Here is a 25957-nt window from a genome sequence, read left to right as displayed (position 1 = left end):
TGCCTAGTACATCAATATTTTTGATTAGTAATATTAACCCTAGATACTGTATTTTCTTTGCTCTTATAAACCGAAGCGAAAGCGGCAGATATCATTACCGAGAAAGGTTCGCGTGTGACGGCAAAAATAATCGTGAAAACAAACAGATTATCAACACTGAGGAATTTCTTCTGTAGATAACCGGTAAGAATACTGGCAAATATTCAATGAATTAATATGAAAAATACAAGCCTGATATAAAAAAGGGAGCACAGCAGTGCTCCCTTCTTGCTAGTTGTTTGATCAGGTTAAGATACGATCACCGGCACAACATGTATTAGTACTGACCATGCTGCAACCCATGCAACAACAACCGCAACATAACTCCAGTCTTTATTCCACATCCTTACTACCTTCACCACATTTAACATAGAAAGATAAGCAAGATAGGCACCAAAAATGGCTAACGGCGCTGCTGAGAGTATAATTTGTGATTTTGGTTCAAACAGTTAGGATCGTCAGTAAGCAATTCTATGAAACAGTCTGCCATAGACAGGTTACTGACACTTCCCTCTCCTTCCATATCCAATAAGGCTTCGTAACCCTCTTTACCTTTCATTGTATATGCGGAAGACGTACCACGGTACCAAACGTCATCTTGAACCTCAATCCAACGATTCTTGTTGAATATTTCTAATACGGTAATACGTTTCCCTTTGGGAAGATGAGCTTTGTACTCAAAGCTCAGGTTGTATGTGTAAGGGTAACTGCCTGAACCGGTGCCTTCGACACCATTGTTCAACGCGTTATTAATTGCCCCTTCCAAAGCTCGGCGAATCACACTTCCCTGTACGTTATAAAAACCAATAGGAACGGCAAATGGCAATAAACGTCCGGCAACGTCGGCAACCGTAAGTTTACCCGGATTTAAGGACGTTCTGACGCCACCAGCGTTGTGAATAGCAAACTGAATTTCATGTCCACGCTGATTTAAGCTGTGCAAGAATGAATGTGCAACCGCGGAAGCAAGCTCGCTACCTCCCATTTCATCTGGGATACGAACGTGGCGCTTTTTGCTTTCGACATGAGCGATGACTTGTGATTGAAGTGCACGCACGCGCGGTATGTACTTATCCGTCAAAATAGCCTGAGTCTCCGGGTGTTTTTTACACACGACGACATTTGGTTGACCATGAATGAAGTCACAGGCTGTCTCAAATACGCCTTGGTCCAGCTGTTGATCTAGTGAGGAATCCCAGAATATGCGACGGCCAAGCAACAACTCATTTTGACCACTTAACATCGTCGCTTTACCCTCTTCATCAAACTCAAGTACACAATGCCCAATAGTCAGCGCATGAAAACCAGCTTGGACCACATAAGTACCGTTAATATTTACACCGTATTGGTCGTCTTTGCCTAAACCTATTGGTGAGAAATCACCTTGCAGACGATGGCTGTGGCCACCAACGATGATACCAATACCCTTAACTTGTTCCGCCAACTCTAAGTCACCTTCGTAACCTAGATGGCTAAGCAAAATAATGTTTTTTATCCCCGCTGCGTGGATTTGCTCCACCGTCGCTTTGGCTGTATCAATCGCTGCCACGAATGGAGTATCTGCGTCGGGGTTCGCAATATCACTCATTTTATCGATCGACAGACCAAAGATTGCCACTGGTACACCATCAAATTCTTTCACTATGTATTGAGCGCTTTGAGTTTGATGCTGATAACTCAATACATTGCCACAATCACTCACTCGATGCGATTTCGAGGCTAATTCGTTGGATAAATCCCAGTTGCCAGCAAGCAACGGAAAATTGGTACGCTGACAGAACTTCGCTACCGGTTCATTCCCCATGTCTAACTCATGGTTGCCTAATGCCATCGCGTCGATTTGTAACGCATTTAGAAGATCAGCATTGGCTTTGCCTTTAAACAAAGAAAAGTACAGCGTGCCTTGAAAGCAATCACCGGCATGTAGAAATAACATTCCGTGCCCTTGACGCTTAGCATCATCACGGAGTTGTTCAACGCGTGTTGCAATGCGCGAAAAGCCACCAGCACTTACGTAAGGCTCTAGCGTAACTTCTTTATTGATTTGTAATTTTAGCTGTAATGACGTTGGCTCAAAGTAGGAATGAGTGTCATTGATGTGTGCCAGTTTTATTCTTACTGGCTTATGATTTTTATTCATTCTCATCTTCTCTCTTTTCATTCCTTATAATAATAAGGAGTGGATCATGACAGAATCATGAATTTTATGAAACAGCGAATTTCTATTTCATATTTACGTGACCCTACATAGGTGAATACGCGCTTCACAAAAGTATCGATCCACTTCCTACATAGGCTCTCGTAAATTTGTGAGCTGAGCTTATAGCAACATCTTAGAATTCATATATTCTTATAGAAAGCAAGATAATTCTCTATAATTCAAATAATTGCGAGGAGGATTGAGATGAGACTAGAACGCATCGAAATCTCCGGGTTTAGAGGCATTAAACGCCTTTCACTCTCTTTTGACGAACTCACCACGCTTATCGGTGAGAATACATGGGGTAAGTCTTCATTGATCGATGCCCTGTCCATCGCATTACCACCAGATGGGAATCTATATGAGTTTGAACTGAAAGATTTTCACGTTGACTACTCTATCTCCCACCCCCAATCTCAACACATCGAGATTATCCTCTGCTTTAAAGCACAAGAAAAGCAAGAGGTAACAGCGGGCCGTTACCGTAGGATTAAGCCTGCCTGGTGCACCAAAGACAATGGTGAGCATGTCATCTATTATCGAATCAGTGGTTCTCGTGTCGAGAATGATATTACGACTCAATATACATTCCTTAATCATGAAGGAAAAACAATAAAGATCCATCATTCTGAGAAACTTGCTATTGAGTTAATGACTCTACATCCAGTCATTCGCTTAAGAGACTCTCGTCGCTTCCCTCACCCATCTCATGTCAACGGTGACAATAAAAACGCACGGATCGAAAAGCGAATTGATAACACATGTAGACGATTATTAGCCATGCCTGGTCAAGTCAATAAAGGGGAAATCCGCAGTAGCCTCTCTTCTATGCAAACGCTGATCGATCACTATTTCGCGTTCCGTAGTACCAGCAGAGGGAATCCAAGGAAGCCAAGAGACAGTCTGCTTTATAACAGCCACCCGTCAGATAAAGGCCTGAGCCAATACTTGAAGGAAACTAACGATAAACATAGTCGATTACTCCTCATGGGCTTGCTCAACACTTACCTACAAGCGAAAGGACCAACGGAGCTAAGGCGTTGTGCACGGCCAATCTTAATAATTGAAGATCCTGAAGGTCGCTTGCACCCTACTCATTTAGCGAGAGCCTGGTCCCTGCTTCAGCTATTACCGATGCAAAAAATTCTGACCACTAACAGTGGGAGTTTACTCGGCTCGGTTCCGCTCTATTCAATCCGACGTTTGTACCGTTTGTCTGATAGAACCATCGCTAAGAGCCTCAATCCATCCAAATTCGGACGAGATGAACTAAGGCGAATAGGTTTCCACATTCGCTTTCACCGAGCAGGTGCGCTTTTTGCCCGTTGCTGGCTGTTAGTTGAAGGTGAAACCGAAGTCTGGCTGTTTAACGAATTAGCACGTCAATGTGGTTATGATTTAGCGGCTGAGGGGGTTCAGATAGTAGAGTTTGCCCAATCAGGCTTGCGTTCAATTATAAAAGTAGCAAAAGAGTTTGGTATCGACTGGCACGTAGTAACCGACGGCGATGCGGCCGGTAAAAAATACGCTCATACGGTTCGTTCACAATTAGAAAATGATCAAGAGCGCCATCGCTTAACTGAATTACCTGATCGAGATATTGAGCATTTTCTTTACAACCATGGATTTGAAGTATTCTTTAAGGACATGATAAAGGTTCCTCACGATCATCAAATTCCCGCTAAAAAAGTGGTAAACCGAGTCTTAAAAAAACATGCGAAGCCAGACTTAGCCTTAGCAATTGTTTCGCATTGTGAAGAGAATGGCGTGGAATGCATTCCTGTGCTCCTGCGTTGGACACTAAAACGTATCGTTACTATGGCAAGCGGTAATACCTAAAACGGAAAATTAGTAAAAAAAGCACACTATTACAGTGTGCTTGTATCCAATATCAATAAGTTTGATTAACAGTATTGAGAAGAAGAATACTCAGTGGGGGGCCAATTCGCTCGGGGTACCTACCGCACTTGCTCAGCGAGCGAAGAAGGAGAAGTCGCATTTGATTTCGAGTGTAACCAAAGACCAGTGGCTTTCATTAGGTAACCAAATACACCACCTAGTATCAGAGATGGTACGACAAGTTGCCAGTTACCATCCGCTGCAAAGGTTGCACATGAGCCGATAAACGTACCAGGAATGTAAGATAACCAAGTTTGCTTAGCTTGAATACACATAAAGAAGGCCACAATAGCCGTTATTACGTAGCCGAGAATTTCTAGCCCTGCATAAGTTGAACCATAGATAATGACCATAGCCCAAAAAACGCCGGTTAAATTAGTAATAAGGCTGGTTGCCAATCCTTTCAGGCCACTTGTTGGGGAGGCAAAGTAACTAGTACAACCTAAAAATCCCGCCCAGGATAGAAGGCCTAAAGAGATAGCTATCCACCCCCAAACGCCGGACAAAATCCCAGTGGTAATAGAAATCGCTAGTAGTGTCGTCATGGTATTCGTACCTGCTTAGCTAGTATCAGACCCTTCTGGTTTGATAACTGGCTTCAAACATTGAAATCAAGAACCGATATTAGAAGTATTTTTACAGCTTATCGGTGACATTGATCACAATGGCGGCACCCAGGCTTTCATTTGTTACACAATTAATATGACGCAAACGATAAATCAACAGATTTAGTAAATAGGAAAACGCTATCGATCATGTAATATTGGCAAGTACTATAAAACTGTCGGTTTCCCTTTCATCATACGTAAGCCTTCACGTTTAATGCAGTCTACTAGCGGGTTTTCTGCCATATCAGCTCGCCAGATAAAGGAAAGCATACGCTCCATTTTGAGCTCTGGAACATCTAACGCAACTAGTAAACCGGCTTGGATATAACGCTCCACATCCAAATAAGGTAAACAGGTTAAATACTGCCCATTAGCAACAAGGCTACGAAGTACTGGTACATGTTCGTATTCACGCCAAACATCAAGGTCTTCTATTAGTTTATTGATTGAACTATCAAAGGTTTTACGTGTCCCTGAACCATCTTCACGCAATACCCACTTTGCTTGTTCTAACTGGGCTAGACTGACGATTTTATTTTTTGCAAAAGGGTGATGTGAAGCCGCGACAACAGTAAGATGATCACGACACCATACTGCTTGGTGTAATCGGTTGTCGTCACAACGGCCCTCAATAATGCCTAAGTCATACTTGTAATCTAATACTCCCTCGATCACACCTTTGGTGCTTTTCACATCCAAAGAAATGCGCATTTCAGGAAAGTCATTATCAATAATACTGATAAGGTCAGGGACTAGGTGTTCCGCTGGCGTTTGACTTGCGCAGAGACGAACCTCCCCGCTTAATAAATGTTGCTCGTAAAAGCCCATTTCAATCTGTAAAGCGTCTTGTAACAAACGTTTTGCTTTTGGCCTCAACCACATTCCCCAATGCGTTAACGCCATCTGTTTGCCCTGCCTTTCAAATAATGGCCGACCAAGCATTTTCTCTAGCTGCGAGAGTGACATACTTGTCGCCGATTGTGTCAGAGCCAGCTTGTCTGCTGCCTGGCTTACACTTCCAGAATCGGCAACTGCATTAAAAACCGCTAATTGCTTTAGTGAATAGCGCAATGTGTCCTCCTTTACGAGCGAGTATTCCCATACCCTCACCTGATTAAAAACATAAGCAACGGCGTTCATTTTACTCATCTTAGATTAGTTATCAATGTAATTGATGTGAAACTTAAATAATATCAATTTTCCCTATCGACGTTTTCCTATTAGCCTGATTGTGCGGTTCAGGAATACCGCAGTTCTAAATACAACAACAATAGTTTTGAGTTTATAAACCAAGGAGTTTTTATGGCATCAAAAACTAAGGAGTCAGTATGGCGGTGATCAACTCTGACAATCACCAGTATTTTTCTCCCAAAGAAATGATGGCTGAAGCAGAGAAGTTTGCACTGAGCAAAGCCCAAAAAACGAGCTCAATGACACTCAGTCTTGCCGCAATGGCTGGCGCATTTATCGGTTTAGCATTCTTGTTCTATATCACCGTAACAACGGGTAGCGCAGGTGCAGGTTGGGGATTGAGTCGTCTTGCAGGCGGGTTGGCTTTCAGTATGGGTCTGATCCTCATCGTTATCTGTGGGGGCGAACTGTTTACGAGCTCAGTGCTTTCAAGCATCTCCTGGGCGAACAAACAGATATCTTTTGGAAAAATGCTTTCAATTTGGGGCAAGGTCTATGTGGGTAACTTTATTGGAGCAATGTTGTTACTCACACTGGTTGCTACAGCAGGTTTATACCAGATGGACGACGGCCAATGGGGACTGAATGCGCTTAACATTGCACAGCACAAACTGCATCACACGTTAGTTCAGGCGTTTGCACTCGGTATTCTATGTAATCTTTTGGTCTGTCTCGCAATCTGGCTAACATTTAGCTCTGCTAATGCGATGACAAAAGCAGCGATGACGATTTTACCTGTCGCTATGTTCGTAAGCAGTGGCTTTGAGCACTGTGTCGCCAATATGTTCATGGTCCCGCTTGGCATTGTTATCGCTAATTTTGCTCCAGAGTCATTCTGGATCTCTATTGGCGTTCCAGCCTCCCAGTACGCAGACCTAAATGTGTTTCACTTTGTCACTGCAAACTTAATCCCAGTAACACTCGGAAATATAGTCGGTGGCGCTGTACTAGTTGGCTTATCAAACTGGTGTATTTTCCGTCGACCTGAGCTAAAAGCCGCCAACATTCAAACCATCACTAAAACAACACCACTCATGTCAGTTAAGGAATCCAACATGAAAAACAGCTCTTTTGTTAAGGACATAATGAATCCTGCACTAGTGACTATCAGCGCAGAAACCCCTGTAGTAACCGCACTTGATACTTTACTTGATAATCACTTAACCAGTGCCCCTGTCGTTGACGTACATAACCGCTTAGTGGGCTTTTTATCTGCGCACGATATCATGGTCGATCTTTGGTGTGAGGATTATATTCCAGTTAACGGTCAGAAAGTGGTTGATTTGATGAGCCGTGACATTGTCGCTATTGATGCTCACGACCGTTTAGTCGATGTGGTGGAGTTCATGTGCATCGACAAAGAAAAGCTGTTCCCAACAAGCAATATGGGTATTGCAACACGCTTAACTTCTCTTTCACTAGAAGAACGAGCCAAGAGTATGAACGTCAGTAAACCGCAAGTGCTTCCAGTATTAGAGAATGGAATCTTAGTCGGCGTAGTAACACGCGTCGAAATACTGAATGCGTTGCGCACCGTTTACGGTGAACGCTTGAATCTAGTAGAACAAGATGAATTAGAAACCGCATAACAATAAAACACTAACTTTAGTTAGTTGGCACTAAAAAGGCGCTCCTCGTTTGAAGAGCGCCTTACTAATATACAAGTAGCAATGGATTACTTCTTAACGCCTTCGATGTGAAGTTCCATATCAACATAGCTTGAAGAACCCATTACAGGGATATCAAAATCCGCAAGCTCTAGTCGGGTGTTACCCATGAAACCAGCACGCTCACCACCCCACGGATCATTACCAGCGCCAACAAACTCTGCTTCAATAGTGATAGGTTTTGTTACACCGTGAAGTGTCAAATCACCTGTTACATCAAGTTTGCCGTCGCCTTTATCCGTTACTTTTGTACTAGTAAACGTTGCTTGACCAAATTTACCTGCATCGATGAAATCACCGCTACGGATGTGTTTATCACGCTCTGCATGGTTTGAATCCAGACTTGTAGTATCAACAACAACATTCACTTTAGAATCAGCAACGTTGTTCTCATCAAAAGAAAAGTCACCAGAAAATGTATTAAAACGACCTTTGATAAAGCTGTAACCCAAGTGACTTACTTTGAAGTTAATAGAGGCGTGAGCGCCTTTCGTATCAATAACGTAGTCTGCTGCTTGCGCACCAAACGGAAGTGCCATAGCGATCGCTAATCCTGTAGCAAAGAGTGACTTTTTCATTTTGAAGCTCCTAACATTTTTTTTAATGTGTTGTCTTTATCGATAAAGTGATGTTTAAGTGCAGCAACGGCATGTAAACCAGCAATTAGGACGAGAGCCCAAGCTGCGTAAAAGTGGATTTCGCCTGCGAGGTCCGATTGATTTGGGAACAACTCACCAGCACTTGGTACGGTAAACCATTCAAATACTTCGATACCTCGACCGTCCGAGGTTGAAATGAGATAACCCGAGACAAAAATGGTGACAAGTAACAAGTACATCAAACTGTGCGCCAAATTAGCAGTTATGATTTCATGAGGTTTACCTTCTACCTTAGGTGTTGCACTCATGCGCTTCCAAACGATCCTGAATAAAGTGACGATCGCGAGCAAAATACCAACAGAGCGATGATAATGAGGTGCAGTTTGATACCACTCGCTGTAGTAACTTAAATCAACCATCCATAAACCAACCGCAAATAAGCCAATAATAAATATGGCTGATAGCCAGTGCATGACGCGGGTCAGAAGGTTGTAGTTTTTTACGGATGTATCCATCTCAATTCCCAAGAGTTTTCTGTGTTGATATTGAATAAGAAACAACACATTAACCGATTTACTTTATATGAAACAGATTATTTACCAATATTTACATCTAGCCAATTACAGCACATCTACCAACCCGTTCGAATTTCTTGAATAAGTTAAATGTAAGAATTCGTGAATTTTATAGTTTTACTTCCTGTTCTATCTCGTACAGTTCGTCGGAAACCTCTAGCATGCGGCGTTCAAACAAGGCTTTAGCATCTTCAACGCCTTTGTTGTAGTACACTGCCCCAAGCTTTTCAGTAATAAAGTCAATAAGAAATTCGCAATCAAACTGGCCAATGTCGATACTTAATTCATCTTCCATATAATCTTGAATCGCTGTTGCTAGGGTTTCTTTCTGCGCTCTGTCTAATTTAATCATTTACTGCCCTTTGAGTGTCATCGTCCAATTATCGAAATCTCGACAATTCGTTCTATCCAACAATCGTTCGTATTATCTAAGATATTGATGAATAGAATTCCTAATTTTGATGTTTAGATCAAGAAGTTGCGGACCCAACTTAGTCTATGCTAAAAAGACTATGCTAACTTTTTCTCATCGTTGTGATAACCGTTAAGGGATATTCTTTGCTACTCGACTTAGTAATACAAAGTGTTAATGATTTTCAGGAAGACTGCCTCAAGATCTGCGAAAAGCATTACCCTACGGTTCATAATCAAGGAATGAGTGAACATCATTTAGGCCTTGCATTTTCGAGACGAATGGACCATACACTGCGTCACTTTGGTCACAGTAGTGTCATTAAATCACTTGAAGTGCTTAATGCTCCCGATCTTCCCCACCATTACCGCATTACTTCAGAGATCGGCACAGTTTGGGTTTTGAGCTATCACATGGTCAGTGCTGGTAAGCCTTGTCGAGAAAAAATGCTATCCTCGATAACCGAATGGCAAAGTGAATATGGCTACGCCTTACAACCTAACGATTTACTTTTCCTTGTTTGTGACCATTGGATTAGTAGAAGTAAAACCAGCAGAGAGCTGCTACATTGGTGGATGGGAGCGTTGCCAGACCCAATAAATGAATATACTGAACAAGGTATTACTTTATACACCAGTGAGTCACAGCTCACGCAATCCCTCAATTCCCGGTTTGACATCAACCCATGCTATATAAAGTTTGGCCACCCATTGCGCCGTTCAAACAAACAGCAACTGGTTCGAAAATATCTGCAGTTGTACGCTGTATTGCAGTGGTAGCTGCAAATTGAAATGCGTACCTTATCAATCTATCTACAACATTTGTTTGATACAGCTCGATAAATCTTATTAACACAGACTAACGAGCTTGCCTCATTAGGCTGCGCGAGCTTAGATTCTTAATAATCAATGAAGTTAGATGTACGCGCATCAATGATAAGCATTAATTTAGGTTGTAATAATGATGAGTATCTCGCAGCTTACTCGCTGCATTTCTAGACAGGCAGATGGACAGTACATCGCAAAGTATGAAAATTTAACACTGAGAAGTGTATTTCAACCCATTTATAAAAAGGATCATTCTGTTGTTGGTCTGGAAGCACTAGTAAGAATCACCGATCTTGACGGTTCTATGATTCGGCCGGACTATTTCTTCCAATCAGATACCATTCCGGTGTCTGACCAATTTAATGTCGAACGTTTAAGTCGATTGATACATATAAAGAACTTTGGCCAATCTCGCTACAATCATAAGAAGCTGTTCCTCAATGTGCTTCCTAAAGCAGCCGAAATGATGTTAAAGAATGTTTCTTACTGTCAGTTGCTCAAGCAAGCCATCAGTCAGTCTCATTTAAAAGCAGAGCAAGTTGTATTGGAGTTTATTGAGTTGGATGCGAACGATGAATCTTATTTTTATCAATCAACGCAAGAACTCAGCAAGTGCGGCTTTAAGCTTGCAATAGACGATTATGGGGTTAATGCATCGACAATAAAGCGAGTTGAGTCTGTGCAACCATACATAATTAAGATAGATCGTTCGTTGCTGGTTAAATACGAAAAGGGGGACCTATCTGCACTGACGAGTGCGCTTTTACTGGCAAAAAAATTACGCGCGAAAACCGTTATCGAAGGAATAGAAACCGAGCGTCAACTTAACTTAATGAAGAAACTCGGATTCGATATGTACCAAGGCTACTTCCTTGCTCTCCCAGAATCATTAGCCGTTTATGATCAAGCAAAAACAGCCTAATTTATTTTAGGTCAAAGGCATGAATAGATTACTAGAGTTAATAAACAAACCTACGTTAGCGACGGTTTCTACCACGATTTTTATGGATGGCTAACTTGGCTTTAAGTTTACGTTTTTCAGCCGAGCGGCTTTTACGACCACCACCGTGACGTTCAGGCTCGACCTCTTCGATTAGACTTGGCTCAAAACCCGCTAACCATTCTTGTGGCAAACGCTGATCCAATAAGTTTTCAATCGCATGCAGCAGATACTCTTCGTCTCGGCTCATTAAGGATACGGCAAGTCCAGAGTTACCTGCTCGTCCTGTACGACCGATACGGTGTACATAATCTTCTGCTTTAAACGGCATATCAAAGTTAATTACTTGCTCAAGTTCCTGAATATCAAGCCCTCGGGCTGCAACATCAGTCGCAATCAAGGCACGAACTTTACCCTGTTTAAACTCATCTAATGCTCGTTGACGAGCGCCTTGAGATTTATCACCATTAATCGACACCGCTTTTATGCCATCAAGCTTTAACTCTTTCGCCAGTTCGTCACTACCCTGTTTTGTTTTGGTAAACACAAGTACTTGTTGCCAGTTTTTTGAACCAATTAAGTATGCGAGTAATTCACGTTTACGCTTCTTGTCGACGGGATAAACTATCTGTTTAACCGTTTCAGCGGTCGTATTTGGCGGGGTAACTTCAATTTCAATCGGAGAGTCCATCAGCTTATAAGCAATGGTTTTAATGCGCTTTTCAAAAGTTGCGGAAAATAGCATGATCTGTTTTTCATCTGGCAAACGGCGCAGGATTCGTTGCAAATCAGGCCAAAAGCCCATATCTAACATGCGATCGGCTTCATCGAGTACAAGCGTGTTCGTTTTTGAGATGTTTACGTTGCCGTTAAACAAATGATCCAATAGGCGCCCTGGGGTAGCAATCAGAATGTCAGCACCATCCTCCAGCTTTTTCTTCTGAACACCAATACTGGTACCACCGTATACACAGGCAATGCGTAATTCCGTTTGCGACGCATACTGAGACAAGCTTTCGAAGACTTGTTGAGCTAGTTCACGCGTAGGTACCAAAATTAGAGCTTTTGGCGTTCCGTTCCGTTTTTCTTGCTGTACGCTTTGAATAATAGGCAGTCCAAACGCTGCGGTTTTACCAGTACCCGTTTGTGCTGCCGCGAGCAAGTTTTTTCCTTTCAGAACATGGGGAATCGACTTTTCTTGCACCGGTGTCGGAGTCAAGATGTTTAACGTGCTTAGCGTTTCCACCAGTTTTTGTTCAATGCCAAGGTCAGCAAAATTAACGGACATGATAAACCTCATAATTTTTGGAGCGCAGAGTTTACCAGAGCACTCCTGACCATACTACCTTTACACTCTATGCATTGATTAATTGCTTGTGGAACTCAATTGCTTGTCGAAGCACATCGCTGTAGAGAGCTGGGAATTTTGCTTCTAAGGTCGCATATTCCTCATCTAACACTGCGAATGTGGTCGTAAGATCTGACATTCTTGGACTTCTTTGTGACATCCGATGCAGAGCAAATTCGATATTTTCTAAATCCTGATAAGACTGAAGCCATCCGCCACTCCACATTCTACTATGCAGCACAAGAAATCGCTCTGGCAGTTCATCACAAACGTCTCTTTCGACCCGTTGAAAGGCATCGTTTACAAATTGATCCAGCGAGTTGTGATGAAATGTAGACCACCGTTTTGCTAAACAGTGGTCCCAAAACATATCGAGAGCAATGGGAGCGAAACGTCGCGAAACACCAGTAAAGTGAGGCTTGCACGCTTCAACAATAGGATGATGATCTGTAATGCGGTCAACAAACCGATGGAGTCTGATGCCATTAGAAATATCAGTTTGATACTGTTTGCTTGGATCCCCTTTCACGAAGTCTCCAAGCAAGTTCCCCAACAAATGACTGTTGCAGTGATCTGCGATGTGTAGATGGGCAAGAAAGTTCATTAAACGCCATGTTGCCGTTAGGCTTGATGTAACATGAACTTAGTATAACGTCTTAAGCAATGCGTTGATAATTAAGTGGCACTCTACTCTGATTCGTTTTCTGAACCAAGGTAATCCGACAAGATGATGCCAATTTCCAGTGCATCTAATAGTTCTAGGCTCTCATCGTTTTGATATTGGTCGCTCATTCTGACCTCCTTTGTTTTATTTTGAAGCATACTTGCCTCTTCCTACTGATAATGTATATCAGTGAATCCTTTTTATATTCTTTATATGACACATTCATGACAGTGAAAAGTAAAGATTTCATTACCTAGGAGCAACATCAAAAGTAATCGTTTACATGTCGATAAGCACTCAGATCATCCTCTGTTTTTAACGGAGGAATATCCAAAGCCAATCGCTAGCTCACACCACAACATTTGACTTTCGTCACATTTAATTAATATTCCGTTATGAACATTACATATTTTAATGATTTAGATCTCATGTTTTTCTCAACACTGACGATAACAAGATGAAATACCTTATATCTCAAACGGAGTGTTAAATGAGAGAAGTTGAGTTTAGAACTATAGATCGACTCTTTATTAAGATGTCTATAAATGACAAAGTCTGGGTTATCTTCCTACTATTTCTGCTGGCTCTAACTTCGGTTGCAGGAAGTCGTTACTACAACGAAATCAACCAGTTTGAACATCAAACTATCGTTTCTGTACAGGCGAAACTTTCTGGGATCATCGACGCCAAACCAAGCAATATCTATCAAGTCGATGGCATTACAAAAGTAAATAGCCAGCAGCAGAGTCTATTTAAAGACGGAACCGTCACTGTTTACTCGCGCACTGACAACGGAGAAGTGATTAAGTTAACAGATGATCTGAGTACAGAATATCAGCAAGTTAAGTCTAATGCTCTAACCTCGCTGCTGCTTAGCTTTATTTGGGTTCTACCATTTGCTTTGTTTTGTTACTGGGTTGCCACTTTCATTGGAGGTGCACTTTGGGTGCTTTACACCACGACTCAAAAGATTGGTGAAGGTGACCTGACGTCTCGCCTAGGCTTTCATCCGGGACGAGACGAATTCGGTACCATTGGCTGTGCGCTCGACAAATCGATGGACACCCTGACGGAACTAGTCAATAGCGTTAAAAATAACGCCTACACGTTAAGTGAAACCTCTTCCGCTTTCGAAAAAGACATGCAATTGAGCGAAACTCAGATATCTCACCAATATCAAACTCTCGATTCTGTCGCGACAGCGATGGAGGAAATGACGGCCTCTGCAAAAGAAGTTTCGAGTATTTCACAACAAGCGACCACACAATCCGATCAGGACACGCATAAAATTGAGATAAGTCGTGGCCGCGTACAAAATGTCATTGGCGAGATAGAAACCTTATCTTCCTTCATTGAACAAGCGGCGAACTCTGTTACTCATTTAAATGAGAACACAACGCAAATTAATGACGTTATAACAACCATTAATGCGATTTCTGAACAAACTAATCTACTCGCGCTTAACGCCGCGATCGAAGCCGCTCGAGCAGGTGAACAAGGCCGTGGTTTTGCAGTCGTCGCGGATGAAGTTCGCACATTAGCAAGCCGTACGCAGCAAGCTACGGTAGAAATTCAGGCGATGATTGAAAAACTGCAAACGGAAAGCCAAAACATTGCATCTATCACCGAAAGCACAGTTAAACAGGCACAAACCAGTAGCCAGTTAATTGACGAAATTGGTCATGATATTTCTTCAATTGCTGACTCAGCTCGTTCATTAATGGATATGAGTATCCAAATCTCTACGTCAGCAGAAGAGCAAAGTGCTGTCGCCAACGACATTGCTTCGGAACTCACAGATATTCGCTCACAATCCAGCACGATCAGAGAAGTGGCGCAGCAATCAACTGTTGGGGTTGCGAATTTAACTAAAGCGTCTGTTGATTTAGGAGAGGTACTCCTTCGTTATCGTACCAAGTAACGTTTACTGGGCTCCTGAAAAGAGCCCAGTGAGTTTTTCTAGTTTAATTTTATTTCAATTCCGTTAACCCAATCTTTACAAACAGTAGACTTAATTGAAATATTTGAAGTGAATCGAAAGTTCAATTCGTACCTGATGAAAGAATGTTCATCAAGATTATGTTCCGCTATGCTTGAACTTGTAAATTCCATTTGCTGCTGGAAAAACAATATGAATAATTACAAAGATACGAAAAATAACGAAAACCTTAACTGTCCCCTATGCCAGTGCGATGAATATTTAATTTCTGCGGACGGCGAAAAGTTCACCTGCGCGGCTTGCGGTTTTCATACTAAAAGCTTTTCTTCAGTCCAATGTTTACATCAAACACCCTACCTACAATCTAAAGTTAAACACATCCATAGCTTAAGCCGTATGTGCCACTAACTGGTTTGAGAGCGATGTATGTCTTATATAGAGCAGCCTAACAACTGCTCTTTTAACTCATCAAAATGCTGAATTTTTATGACGCGTTCGTCGTCGACACGGTTGATGTCTTCACCATTAAATAGATGCACCGTTTTAATCCCGGCATTTATTCCAGCTTCTACCCCTTTGGGCGTGTCATCTATATACAGACAATCACTGGGTAAAAAACCCATATTCATTGCAGAGTACATAAGCAAGTCAGGCTCGGGCTTCCAGCTATTTGCATCGAACGCGGAAAACACCTTCCCCTTAAAAGAACCGAGTAGCCCTGTTAGCTCCAGAGCATATTCGATTTTGTCTTTCGGACCATTTGATGCGACACAATATTCAATGTTATGAGAATCAAAAAAGTTGAGCAGCCGTTTGGCACCATCCATCGGCTGTAAGTGGCGTACGAAAAGCTTTTGTAGTTCTTGACGATATTCGGGCTCGAGTACATCAATCGGTACATTAATGTTCATTAACGTTTTGGTATCTCTTAAAATATCGGCGAGTTTGCCACCTTTGAAGTGAGACACACACTCATCCATCGTGAGTTCAGCACCGTGCTGGTTGAATACATGAACTAAAGCCTGACAACATAAACGCTCACTATCGACCAGTGTACCATCACAATCAAAAATCACGCATTTAACATTATTAATTGCCATCACCTTTCCCCAAACACGTTAAAAATATTGCTGAGCTTATTTTGTTTTGTAGCTTAATAGTATTTGAGTTTAGGATTGATTAAACGATGAACACTGCATTTCGCAAAATTGAGTTCGAACAATTATCTGTTTTTAAATCAAGATCACCGATTTACAGATAATTACCATTAAAAATGTGAATTTTTCAATAAGATGCTCGTATAAGGGCAGCAATCAATCTAAGCATCAAGAAGAAAGGGGAAGAAGTCGCAGACGCAGCATCGCGCATAGTTTGAGTCCTGATACACTTGGTTGTAGAGTGCCATTGGCCTATCAGAGAGGTGGCGATTGCTGCTTTATAGGAGTGATATTGAAGGCGTTAACACTCGATAATTATCGTCTCACTTAGCTTTTCTTCGGTATCTAATCTTTTAGCAAGATCAGATTCGAATTGGCTTTTCGCTATTAGGTCAGAAACAGCGACGTCAGAGATGAGCGTGTTACCTTCAAATTGACTAACAATCGCCGCACCAACCGGGTTTCCGTCTTTAAAACCGACATACAGTTCAAAATCAGGCGTCAAAATGATTTGGGTCAGGTATTCAACTATCATCTCTTGATCATATTGCTTATCCCAGCGCTGCGATTGAAGGATTGAAAACATGATGGTCAGACGATGGAAATCTACCAAAAATAGTTCTTTGGTTTTACAATCCACCTCTCCGGCTAGCAACGCGTTTTTATCTACGACTTGGTATTGTTGCTGTTCTAGCATTTGAAAGTAGATATCGCGCCCTTTCAAGCTCTCAGGGGTGGGAAATTCGACTTCGACCAGATCATGCAGCCACGCGTTCTTGCGCTCAATGCTGGCTAACTGTATTTCATTCATTTACATACCTTAACAATCACAGGCTACAAAGTAGTAGCAAGTCAAAAACGAAAGCAAATTGCGTCTTGCATCGACACAACGAACCAGTGTGGAGTCGCTCTACATTTGAAAGAGGTATCGCGTAGCTTCGTTTTGAGGCCGTACCTTAGCATGAAGCCTATAACAAACCTAGCTAAAGTCCTGAGGTAACGCCAAATTTTGTTTTACTTGCTAACGTCTGATAGATTAAATCCACAAACTTTCCTCATGAAGGCTCAAATAATGAAAAAACGCATACTTGCTTTAAGCTTAATTACCCTGCTTGCTGGTTGTGGTAGTGATGAAGTCGGTGATGTATCACTAGGCATGTTTACCATGAAAGACATCAAACTCAATACGCTTGTCGATCCCGAAGTACCGGGTGTGACTTGCCACGTTGCCAGTATTGAAGCGGATTTCAGTCTTGCAGACCCAAGTGATAGCTCTATTTCTTGTCGTCAAACGGGTGAAATCACACCTGAAATGCTGGCTAGGATTGATAAGAGTAAATCTGGCGATGTCGTCTTTAAGAAGTCAAAGAGTATCTTTTTTAAGTCGATGAAGATTCGACGCATTTATGATCCAGAAAATCAAACACTGATGTACCTTTCATACTCTACGAAGGAGACGTCTGGGAGTTTCAAACACAGTCTATCAACTGTGCCACTCTGGGGAACAAAAGCTTACGTCGAGCCTACAGAAGCTAAAGCCAATTAATACCTCATCGTTTATCCTTCGAAAGCCCACCATAATGTGTTGGTGGGCAAGTTTTCTTGCAACAAAACCAGATTAATTTCATTTTTATGTGATACAATCCCGCCTCTTTTTTTTCTCACTCAAGAACAAGCATGAAGTTTCCTGGCCAGCGTAAATCTAAACACTACTTTCCAACTCACGCTCGAGATCCAATCGTTAACCAAATTCGACAAACACCCAAGTTATATCGTCCAACGATTGTCGGTGTAGGCCAAACCATCGTCGATATTGAAGCGCGTGTAGACGATGCGTTTTTAGAGAAGTACAGCTTAAGTAAAGGACACTCTCTCGTTCTTGAAGAGAGCAAAGCCGATGCACTGTACGAAGAGCTGGTTGAAAAAGGCCTGATTACTCACCAATATCCTGGAGATACCATCGGCAATACTCTGCATAACTACTCAGTACTTGCAGACAGTAAATCGGTGCTTTTAGGTGTCATGTCTAAGAACATTCAAGTAGGTTCATTTGCATACCGATACCTTTGTAAAACGTCTTCTCGTATGAACCTTAACCACCTACAAACCGTAGCTGGCCCTATTGGTCGTTGCTATACCCTTATTTCCCAAGATGGCGAGCGTACCTTTGCGATTAACGAAGGTCACATGAACCAACTTCTACCAGAAAGCATCCCGGAAGAAGTATTCAGCAAAGCATCAGCGTTGGTCGTGTCTTCTTATCTAATGCGTGGCAAAAAAGAAGATCCGATGCCACAAGCGGTACAGAAAGCGATCGATTTTGCTAAAAAGCATGATGTTCCAGTAGTCCTTACATTAGGTACGAAATACGTGATCGAAGGCAATGCCGAATGGTGGCAGGAATACATTCGTGAAAATGTATCTGTGGTTGCTATGAATGAAGAGGAAGGCGCGGCTCTAACAGGATTAACCGATCCACTTGCAGCGGCAGACAAAGCACTTGACTGGGTTGATCTAGTACTGTGCACCGCTGGCCCAAACGGCTTGTACATGGCGGGTTACACAGACGAGAAAGTGAAGCGTGAGACCACGCATGACATTTTGGAAAGCAACATTGGTGAGTTCAACCAATATGAGTTCAGCAGAGCAATGCGCAAATCTGACTGTCAAAATGCGATGAAAGTATATTCTCACATTGGTCCATACTTAGGTGGACCTCTGGAAATTAAGAATACAAATGGTGCTGGTGACGCAGCACTTTCCGCTCTTCTACATGATATGGCAGCAAACTCATTCCACCAAAAAGAAGTGCCAGGCTCAGAAAAGCATGAAGTACGCTGCTTAACTTACTCTTCTCTCTCCCAGATTTGTAAATACGCAAACCGAGTGAGTTATGAAGTATTAACGCAACACTCTCCTCGCCTATCTCGTGCACTTCCTGAGCGCGAAGACAGTTTAGAAGAAGCATACTGGGATCGCTAACAATCTATTTTTCAGAGTAAAATATACTTAGGCCGCCATTTGGTGGCCTTTTTGTTTTGATCTAGAGCAGTGTTTGGTTGTTTTTGCTAATATGCAGCACAAAGATTCGCATTAAATTCTTTACAGTTAGTTTTTTGCCAGTATTATTCTCGCGCAAACGATTGCGTAACAGCAATACCATCGCTTTATGCACTACGGTTTAGTCACTTTGGGAGCATCCATGCAATCTGACATTGAAATTTGCCGAAACACCCCTTTATCCTCAATCGATACTATTGCCGCTAATGCAGGCTTGCAGCCTTATGAATATGACACGCACGGCAAACACAAAGCCAAGGTTCATCCAAGGTGTTTAAACCGCCTGAAAGAAAACAAAGACGGTAAATTAGTATTGGTCACGGCCATAACACCAACGCCACTAGGCGAAGGTAAAACGGTCACAACGATTGGTCTTGCACAAGGGTTAGCAAAGTTAAATCAATCCGTGATGGCCTGTATCAGACAACCTTCTATGGGACCTGTATTCGGAATCAAAGGAGGGGCCGCTGGCGGTGGATACTCACAAGTCGCACCGATGGAAGAGTTAAACCTTCATTTAACGGGCGATATTCACGCGGTTACAGCCGCGCATAACCTCGCCTCAGCAGCGTTAGATGCACGTCTGTATCATGAACAACGTGAAGGCTATGAAGCATTTGAAGCTCGTACCGGTTTAAAGGCGTTGAAAATTGATGTCGACAGTATCACGTGGAAGCGCGTGATGGATCATAATGATCGTGCTCTACGCATGGTAAAAATTGGTTTAAACGAGCCAGGAAAAACCATTAATGGCACCGAAAGAAGCGAAGGTTTCGACATTTCTGCTGCCTCTGAGCTAATGGCAATCATAGCACTAGCCAAGGATTTAGCAGACCTGCGAAAACGGATAGGACGAATCGTTGTTGCTTATGATTTAGATGGCCAGCCAGTTACAACCGAAGATCTTCAGGTTGCAGGGGCTATGGCAGTAACATTAAAAGAAGCTATTGCGCCAACACTGATGCAGACTTTAGAAGGAGTCCCTACTCTTATTCACGCGGGCCCCTTTGCGAATATTGCTCACGGCAACTCTTCTATCATCGCTGATGAGATTGCACTAAAACTTTCTAGTTACACTGTAACTGAAGCCGGTTTTGGATCGGATATGGGGTTTGAGAAAGCGTGTAATATAAAAGCAGCAGCCTCAAACCACGCTCCAGATTGTGTTGTTATTGTTGCCACCTTACGTGGCCTAAAAGCGAATTCAGGGCATTATGACCTTCGTCCGGGAGTTGCTATTCCTGAAACGATATTTAACCCAGATAAACCAGCACTAGAAGCCGGATTTGAAAACCTGAAGTGGCATATAAATAACGTTAAGAAGTATGGCCTTCCTGCTGTTGTCGCAATTAACCAGTTTCCACAAGACTGCCAACAGGAACTCTCAATACTACGTCAGTGGGTTCGTGAGTATGACCCAAGTGTGAATGTGGCCATAAGTACTGCTTTTTCAAAAGGTGGCGAAGGTACCGTTGAGCTTGCTCAGTTTGTGGTAGAAGCATGTAATACTCAAACTGATTTCCGTCCGCTTTATACAAAAGAACAAAAGCTGGAAGAGAAATTAATGTCAGTTTGTGAGGCGGGGTATGGCGCGTCAACTGTGGAACTGAGTGAATTGAGTATTGAGCAGCTTAATCGATTCGAAGAATTAGGTTTTAATGACCTCTCAGTGTGTATTGCTAAAACGCCACTTTCTATCACCACCGACTCTAGCGTCAAAGGAGCGCCGCGTGGATTTACAGTTCCAATACGTGAATTACGTTTATGTGCTGGTGCGGGATTCATTTATGCGTTATCTGGCAGCGTGATGACTATGCCTGGACTTCCGGATAAACCTGCATTTATGAACTTGGATTTAGATGATGAAGGAAACATCATTGGTTTATCATAACGACTCATCGCCCTATCATTTAAGTTAAACTTCATTTAGGGAGCGTATATCGCTCTCTATCTTATTGTTTTAGTAATACTTTACATTGTAAATTTTACCTCCTTTTAATCAGTCTTCTATATGCATGAATATAGTGCATACTCTTTTTTCCTTTCCCTAAAATAGTGCATTAATTATCTGTATTTAAGTTGATCTCATTGATTTTTAAAAACTTAATCTATGGCCCGATTCTTGTACTAAAGTTGCAATAGAACATAAACACACTAATGCATGCCATTCAAAATGTCGTTTGCTTTGTACCACCTCTCCCCGGTTAAGCACTATTTTGGGTCATGTAATACAAGGGAAAGGGAACACTATGCAAGACGCACTCGCCGTAATTCTAGCTGGAGGTGTGGGCTCCAGACTTAGCCCACTTACTGATGACCGCGCCAAACCTGCTGTGCCATTTGGTGGCAAGTATCGCATCATCGACTTCACTCTAACTAACTGTCTTAATTCAGGTTTAAGAAAAATCTTAGTCCTAACACAATACAAGTCTCATTCGCTACAGAAGCACCTTCGTGATGGTTGGTCGATCTTTAATCCTGAGCTTGGTGAATACATCACCGCCGTTCCGCCTCAAATGCGCAAAGGTGGTGCATGGTATGAAGGTACCGCAGACGCCATCTATCACAACTTGTGGTTGTTGTCCCGAAATGATGCAAAATACGTTGTCGTATTATCTGGCGACCACATTTACCGAATGGACTATGCGGCAATGCTGGAGGAACACAAAGAGAAAGGCGCAAAACTTACCGTCGCTTGTATGGATGTCCCAGCTGAAGAAGCAAAAGCATTTGGTGTGATAGGAACAGCAGAAAACGGACTGGTGAAGTCCTTTATAGAAAAACCATCAAATCCGCCAACTCTGCCTGAAGATCCTTCGAAGAGTCTTGCTTCTATGGGGATCTACATTTTTGATATGGATGTACTTAAAGACGCGCTACGCGAAGATGCAAATAATGAAAACTCTAGTCATGACTTTGGTAAAGACATCATACCGAAATTGATTGATTCAGAATCTGTGTATGCTTACAAGTTTTGCGGTAGTAAAGGACGTGTTGATAAGGACTGCTACTGGCGAGATGTTGGTACGATTGACTCTTTCTTTGAAGCCAATATGGATTTACTTGAACCAGTTCCACCAATGAATTTATACCAGTCAAACTGGGCAATTCGTACTTATGAGCCACAATTTCCACCAGCACGAACCGTATCATCAGCAACAGGCAATGAAGGCATTTTCATCAACTCTATCATTGCCAATGGCGTGGTCAACTCTGGTGGCTCAGTGCAGCACTCAATCATTTCCTCCAACGTTCGTATAAAAGACAGTGCAACCGTAGTTGACAGCATTCTTTTTGATGATGTTGAAGTTGGTGAAGGTTGCCAGCTAGTCAACTGTATCATCGATAAGCATGTTCGCATCCCACCAAATACTCAAATTGGACTCAATAAAGTAGAAGACGCCAAAAGGTTCCGAATTTCAGAGAAAGGGATTGTCGTTGTTCCTGAAAGTTATACGTTTTAATTCTTCTACATTGCCTGGTTAAACAAAAAGCGCACGGTGTGAATCGTGCGCTTTTGTAATAACAATCACAGTGAATAAAACTTAGATTTTACATACTGTAGCCCAGCTATCATCACTACCGGGCATAGAAGCAGTCCACCAGTTTGCTTGGTATATCACGCCGTCGTAAATCACCTTATCACCTTGATTCGCATGGCTTGGGTTGCCTTCCCAATCCGTTTGAGGAAAATCTGGGTATGTTACCAAATCGGTGGTGTCACATGAGCCAGGTTCCGTAGTACCACCGTCTCCACCAGCGCCTGAGGTTAAATCACCGATTGGCAAATCTGGCTGCTCAAATTTAAATGCAAACTCTTTACCACCAGAAATAACGGAATAGTTCGCTGGCCCAGAAATCGGTAGGTAATAAACCATGTCCAACTCATAGGTTCCGCCAGCCGGAAGTTCTTTCCACGTAGGTAGTGAGAAAGAGACGCGGTGCATTACGCCATCCAAACCGCCAATGTTGTTTGCACGAGTATGACCAGACGCGATAACTTTTAAACCACCACCAGACTGATCTTTGGCGTTATCGGGCGCGGATACAGGAATATCGAACTGGAACTCTGTACCTCCAGGAATGGCGTGGCCAGTGTTGTTGGTAAAGGTAATTTTAGGGTTAATTGGGTAGTTTTGGTCACCGACTTTAAAGCCGCCCACACTCACCGTGATATCGACCGCTTCTGTCGGAATAGCACCCGTTGCGACTGTATTACCGTAAGGTGACGCGGACTTAAACTTGTCGTAAATGGCTTTAGTCATGGTGTTACCCATGTGGTATTCACCATTCCCCGCGGCACACGCTTGTTCGGTTGCATCGACAGAAGTTCGGTTACCGTTTTCATCAAGTACATAACAGTTGTAGTCACCTGCCAGTTCCCAGAACATAATGCCACCGATCTCTTTGTCGATAACGTAGTCTGCTTTGACTTCGATGGACGCTTTATCTTCCGTAGACAGGAACACACTCTTATCTGCGTTCCACAGCCAAGGGGCTACCGCTACATCATCATAATGGCGCGTATACGTACCAATGAGCTGATCAGAAGGATCATTCAAAGGATCAAGACCGTAGGCATCAGCGTAAGAACCCCAAATACCTTTTTCTAGATTTTTAGCATGCCACATCGGGTTAGAGCCGGCACCCATTTCGTTACCTGCTGGGTCTAGATCATGCCACATATTATCGATGCCCAATGCGCCATGACCACAGTTGTTGCTTTCGCCTTCACCCGTACCTGCTGCACATTCAGATTGATTAGGTAGCGCAGCTTGACCCCATAAGCCATTTTCACCTCCAGTGACGCCTTGCCAGCCACGAGTGTAGTACGGAACACCAATGTTGATACGACCTGCAGGCATAGAGCCACGGAAGTAATGGTAAGCCCAATCTGTATTCAGGTAACCGATTCCGCCATAAGCGGCCGTGCCATACACATTCCACTGAGCAAGTTCCGAATCTTTCCCTGTATCAAACAGTGCTGCGTTGTGGCCAACGTGATCGTTCCAAGCGCCGTGCAAGTCGTAAGACATAATGTTTACATAATCCAGATACTTAGTAACGTCGAACGTTTCCATGCCGCGTAGTAGATAACCGGATGACGGAGCCGCAATAGTCAACATGTAGTGAATCCCATCTTGAGCCGAAGCTGCGTCAAGCTTTTCACGCAACACTTTCATTAGTTCTTGGTAGGATGCCCATAAGTAAGCACGTCGAGGTTCCATAAAGTCCTTGTCATAAGGGTTGCCCGCGCCTGCCATCGATGTTGGGTATTCGTAGTCAATATCCAAACCATCGAACTTGTACTGACGCATCATCTCAACAGCAGACGCTGCAAACTTCTCAATTCCAGCATGATTAATAGAGCCGTCGGCATTGGTTGTCATGGTGTAGAAGCCACCGTCTGCAACACGTTCGCCATTTGTAGCAAAATGACCGCCAGTTTCAGCCCAACCACCAATTGAAATGAGCGTCTTAACATCATGTTTTTGCTTATAAGTTGCTAGTGCACCAAAATGACCTTGGAAACCTAAAGTAGGATCGACTTCTACACCAGGCCACGTCTTTCCGGTTGCTGGATTATTTGGATCATTTACATCGCCAACATTAACTTTGCCGTCAGAGCCAATACTCACAAATGCGTAGTTAATATGTGTTAACTGTTCCCATGGAATGTCTTTTACTAGATAAGTGGCCTGTGGATCGTCACCACTACGCCAACTTGTGAAGTAACCAATCACACGTCGAGGGTGATCAGCCCCCATCTTCTCACGACCTTCTTCGTCGTAAATCGTACAATAAGGGACGTCGACACCTGTAGTCTGATATAGACCATCAGGACGGCAGCTAGATGCTAGTGCGCCATCATTCACCGTCAGAGTCACTAACGCAGAATCTGTCGTTGCACCAGCGTCATCCGTCGCTTTTGCGTATACAGCCAACGAGCCCGCCTGTGAAGGAGTAACATCTAAAGTGTATGGCGTGCTTGTAGCGGTTCCTGCTAACGTACCTGCAATGTAAAAGTCGACTTTAACCACTGTACCGTCGGCATCGTCTGCATTGACGGTCAACGTTACACCACCGCCCAGTTCAATTGCAGATGTTGAAAGCGAGATATCAACCGTTGGTGCTTCGTTACTCGATTGAGAAGACTCAACAGTGAGTGTAACGCTACTTGCTGTGCTGACTCCACCAACATCATCATACGCCAATGTTGAAAATTGATGCTGACCTTCTATTGCACTCCAAGACGCAGAGAAAGGTGCTGAAGTAGCCTGAGCAACGACGACACCATCGACAAGGAATTCCACTTTACTGACTGTACCGTCTGAGTCTGCTGCATCGGCAGATAGAATCACAACCTCACCGGCGCTCACAGAGTCTGATGCAGAAGGTGACGTTAAGGTAACGGTTGGGAGGATATTTTGTGGAGGTTCAACCGGGTCAGTACTTGCGCAAGCTCCCAAATTTTCCCATTCTCCCCACTGGTCTGATTGCGCAGGGTTGTTGTTTTGTGTCCAGTGACGCGCTTTGTAGCCGTTACTTTCGTACTTAACCTGGTCACCACCTGTGTAAACTTTTGATGATTCCCAAACCTCTAAAGGGGCGCAATCAACGGCAGCATAACTGTTGAAGGCCATAAGACAAGACGCAGTCAGTGTACTTAGTGTGAAGACACTTTTTACTGCTTTCCCGTTTTTAAGGTGCATTTTACTTTTCCTTAAGTTATTGTTAAAAATAAAATAAACGCTTTTTAAGCACGCATTTACACTTTTATTTCGATGTAAAATAACTTAAGTACAGTTTTGAAAAATCACACCGTATAGTG

The 25957-nt window shown here is 42.9% G+C and carries 20 protein-coding genes; 9 read left to right on the top strand and 11 right to left on the bottom strand.

What is annotated here, in order from left to right; all coding sequences use genetic code 11:
* Positions 1-442: 442 nt before the first annotated feature.
* Entirely contained in the window at positions 443-2185 is a 1743-nt protein-coding gene (locus tag L3V31_RS17600) for a bifunctional UDP-sugar hydrolase/5'-nucleotidase (RefSeq protein ID WP_237317888.1), read from the bottom strand.
* 258 nt (positions 2186-2443) lie between these two features.
* On the opposite strand from L3V31_RS17600, the gene L3V31_RS17595 reads away from it, so the two are divergent.
* Positions 2444-4078, top strand: a complete 1635-nt coding sequence (locus L3V31_RS17595) for an ATP-dependent endonuclease (protein WP_237317886.1) — start codon at positions 2444-2446, stop codon at positions 4076-4078.
* Between the two features lie 119 nt (positions 4079-4197).
* Here the strand turns inward: L3V31_RS17595 and L3V31_RS17590 are convergent, their stop codons facing one another.
* Positions 4198-4683, bottom strand: a complete 486-nt coding sequence (locus L3V31_RS17590; protein ID WP_237317885.1) for a DUF1097 domain-containing protein — start codon at positions 4681-4683, stop codon at positions 4198-4200.
* Positions 4684-4911: 228 nt separating this feature from the next.
* Positions 4912-5817: a LysR substrate-binding domain-containing protein gene (locus L3V31_RS17585; RefSeq protein ID WP_237317883.1), complete on the bottom strand. Its 906-nt coding sequence runs from the start codon at positions 5815-5817 to the stop codon at positions 4912-4914.
* A 257-nt stretch (positions 5818-6074) separates the two neighbouring features.
* On the opposite strand from L3V31_RS17585, the gene focA reads away from it, so the two are divergent.
* Positions 6075-7526 (top strand): formate transporter FocA, encoded by a 1452-nt coding sequence (gene focA / locus L3V31_RS17580; protein WP_237317881.1) that lies wholly within the window; start codon positions 6075-6077, stop codon positions 7524-7526.
* A gap of 86 nt (positions 7527-7612) precedes the next feature.
* Here focA and L3V31_RS17575 read toward each other — a convergent pair whose 3' ends face one another.
* From L3V31_RS17575 to L3V31_RS17565, 3 genes are all read right to left on the bottom strand, one after another.
* Positions 7613-8182, bottom strand: coding sequence for a YceI family protein (locus L3V31_RS17575; protein ID WP_237317879.1), 570 nt, complete (start codon positions 8180-8182; stop codon positions 7613-7615).
* Positions 8179-8718 carry a cytochrome b gene (locus L3V31_RS17570; protein WP_237317877.1) on the bottom strand — a complete coding sequence of 180 codons (540 nt, stop codon included), beginning with the start codon at positions 8716-8718 and terminating at the stop codon, positions 8179-8181. Before L3V31_RS17570 ends, L3V31_RS17575 begins: the two co-directional genes overlap by 4 nt.
* Positions 8719-8887: 169 nt before the next feature.
* A complete protein-coding gene (locus L3V31_RS17565; protein ID WP_237317875.1) occupies positions 8888-9130 on the bottom strand; it encodes a DUF2164 domain-containing protein in 243 nt (80 codons plus the stop codon).
* A 206-nt stretch (positions 9131-9336) separates the two neighbouring features.
* Here L3V31_RS17565 and L3V31_RS17560 point away from each other — a divergent pair, with 206 nt between their 5' ends.
* The gene (locus L3V31_RS17560) at positions 9337-9969 is read left to right on the top strand and encodes a hypothetical protein (protein ID WP_237317873.1); all 633 of its coding nucleotides are present in this window, start codon (positions 9337-9339) and stop codon (positions 9967-9969) included.
* 181 nt (positions 9970-10150) lie between these two features.
* Positions 10151-10939, top strand: a complete 789-nt coding sequence (locus tag L3V31_RS17555) for an EAL domain-containing protein (protein WP_237317872.1) — start codon at positions 10151-10153, stop codon at positions 10937-10939.
* Between the two features lie 55 nt (positions 10940-10994).
* Here the strand turns inward: L3V31_RS17555 and L3V31_RS17550 are convergent, their stop codons facing one another.
* Together L3V31_RS17550 and L3V31_RS17545 are read right to left on the bottom strand one after the other, a co-directional pair.
* Positions 10995-12245, bottom strand: a complete 1251-nt coding sequence (locus tag L3V31_RS17550; protein WP_237317870.1) for a DEAD/DEAH box helicase — start codon at positions 12243-12245, stop codon at positions 10995-10997.
* A gap of 67 nt (positions 12246-12312) precedes the next feature.
* Positions 12313-12909: an ACP phosphodiesterase gene (locus L3V31_RS17545; RefSeq protein WP_237317868.1), complete on the bottom strand. Its 597-nt coding sequence runs from the start codon at positions 12907-12909 to the stop codon at positions 12313-12315.
* A gap of 550 nt (positions 12910-13459) precedes the next feature.
* On the opposite strand from L3V31_RS17545, the gene L3V31_RS17540 reads away from it, so the two are divergent.
* Complete coding sequence (locus L3V31_RS17540; protein ID WP_237317866.1) at positions 13460-14890, top strand: methyl-accepting chemotaxis protein; 1431 nt, start codon at positions 13460-13462, stop codon at positions 14888-14890.
* Between the two features lie 449 nt (positions 14891-15339).
* On the opposite strand, the gene L3V31_RS17535 is transcribed toward L3V31_RS17540, so the two are convergent.
* Together L3V31_RS17535 and L3V31_RS17530 are read right to left on the bottom strand one after the other, a co-directional pair.
* Positions 15340-16008 (bottom strand): HAD-IA family hydrolase, encoded by a 669-nt coding sequence (locus L3V31_RS17535; RefSeq protein WP_237317864.1) that lies wholly within the window; start codon positions 16006-16008, stop codon positions 15340-15342.
* 358 nt (positions 16009-16366) lie between these two features.
* Positions 16367-16876 carry a flavodoxin gene (locus L3V31_RS17530; RefSeq protein WP_237317862.1) on the bottom strand — a complete coding sequence of 170 codons (510 nt, stop codon included), beginning with the start codon at positions 16874-16876 and terminating at the stop codon, positions 16367-16369.
* A gap of 261 nt (positions 16877-17137) precedes the next feature.
* Here L3V31_RS17530 and L3V31_RS17525 point away from each other — a divergent pair, with 261 nt between their 5' ends.
* The 4 genes from L3V31_RS17525 (at position 17138) to glgC (ending at position 22589) form a co-directional block, all read left to right on the top strand.
* Entirely contained in the window at positions 17138-17611 is a 474-nt protein-coding gene (locus L3V31_RS17525; RefSeq protein ID WP_237317860.1) for a CreA family protein, read from the top strand.
* Positions 17612-17742: 131 nt separating this feature from the next.
* Positions 17743-19047 (top strand): inosine/guanosine kinase, encoded by a 1305-nt coding sequence (locus L3V31_RS17520; RefSeq protein WP_237317858.1) that lies wholly within the window; start codon positions 17743-17745, stop codon positions 19045-19047.
* A 220-nt stretch (positions 19048-19267) separates the two neighbouring features.
* Complete coding sequence (locus tag L3V31_RS17515; protein WP_237317855.1) at positions 19268-21016, top strand: formate--tetrahydrofolate ligase; 1749 nt, start codon at positions 19268-19270, stop codon at positions 21014-21016.
* 358 nt (positions 21017-21374) lie between these two features.
* Positions 21375-22589, top strand: a complete 1215-nt coding sequence (glgC, locus tag L3V31_RS17510; protein ID WP_237317854.1) for a glucose-1-phosphate adenylyltransferase — start codon at positions 21375-21377, stop codon at positions 22587-22589.
* Between the two features lie 81 nt (positions 22590-22670).
* Here glgC and L3V31_RS17505 read toward each other — a convergent pair whose 3' ends face one another.
* Positions 22671-25838, bottom strand: coding sequence for a glycosyl hydrolase family 18 protein (locus L3V31_RS17505; protein ID WP_237317852.1), 3168 nt, complete (start codon positions 25836-25838; stop codon positions 22671-22673).
* Between the last annotated feature and the right edge of the window lie 119 nt (positions 25839-25957).

The sequence above is a fragment of the Vibrio sp. J1-1 genome (assembly GCF_021728395.1).
GTDB lineage: Bacteria > Pseudomonadota > Gammaproteobacteria > Enterobacterales > Vibrionaceae > Vibrio.
Note: the sequence above shows the minus strand (reverse complement) of the source record. Positions and strands in the feature narration are given on the sequence as shown.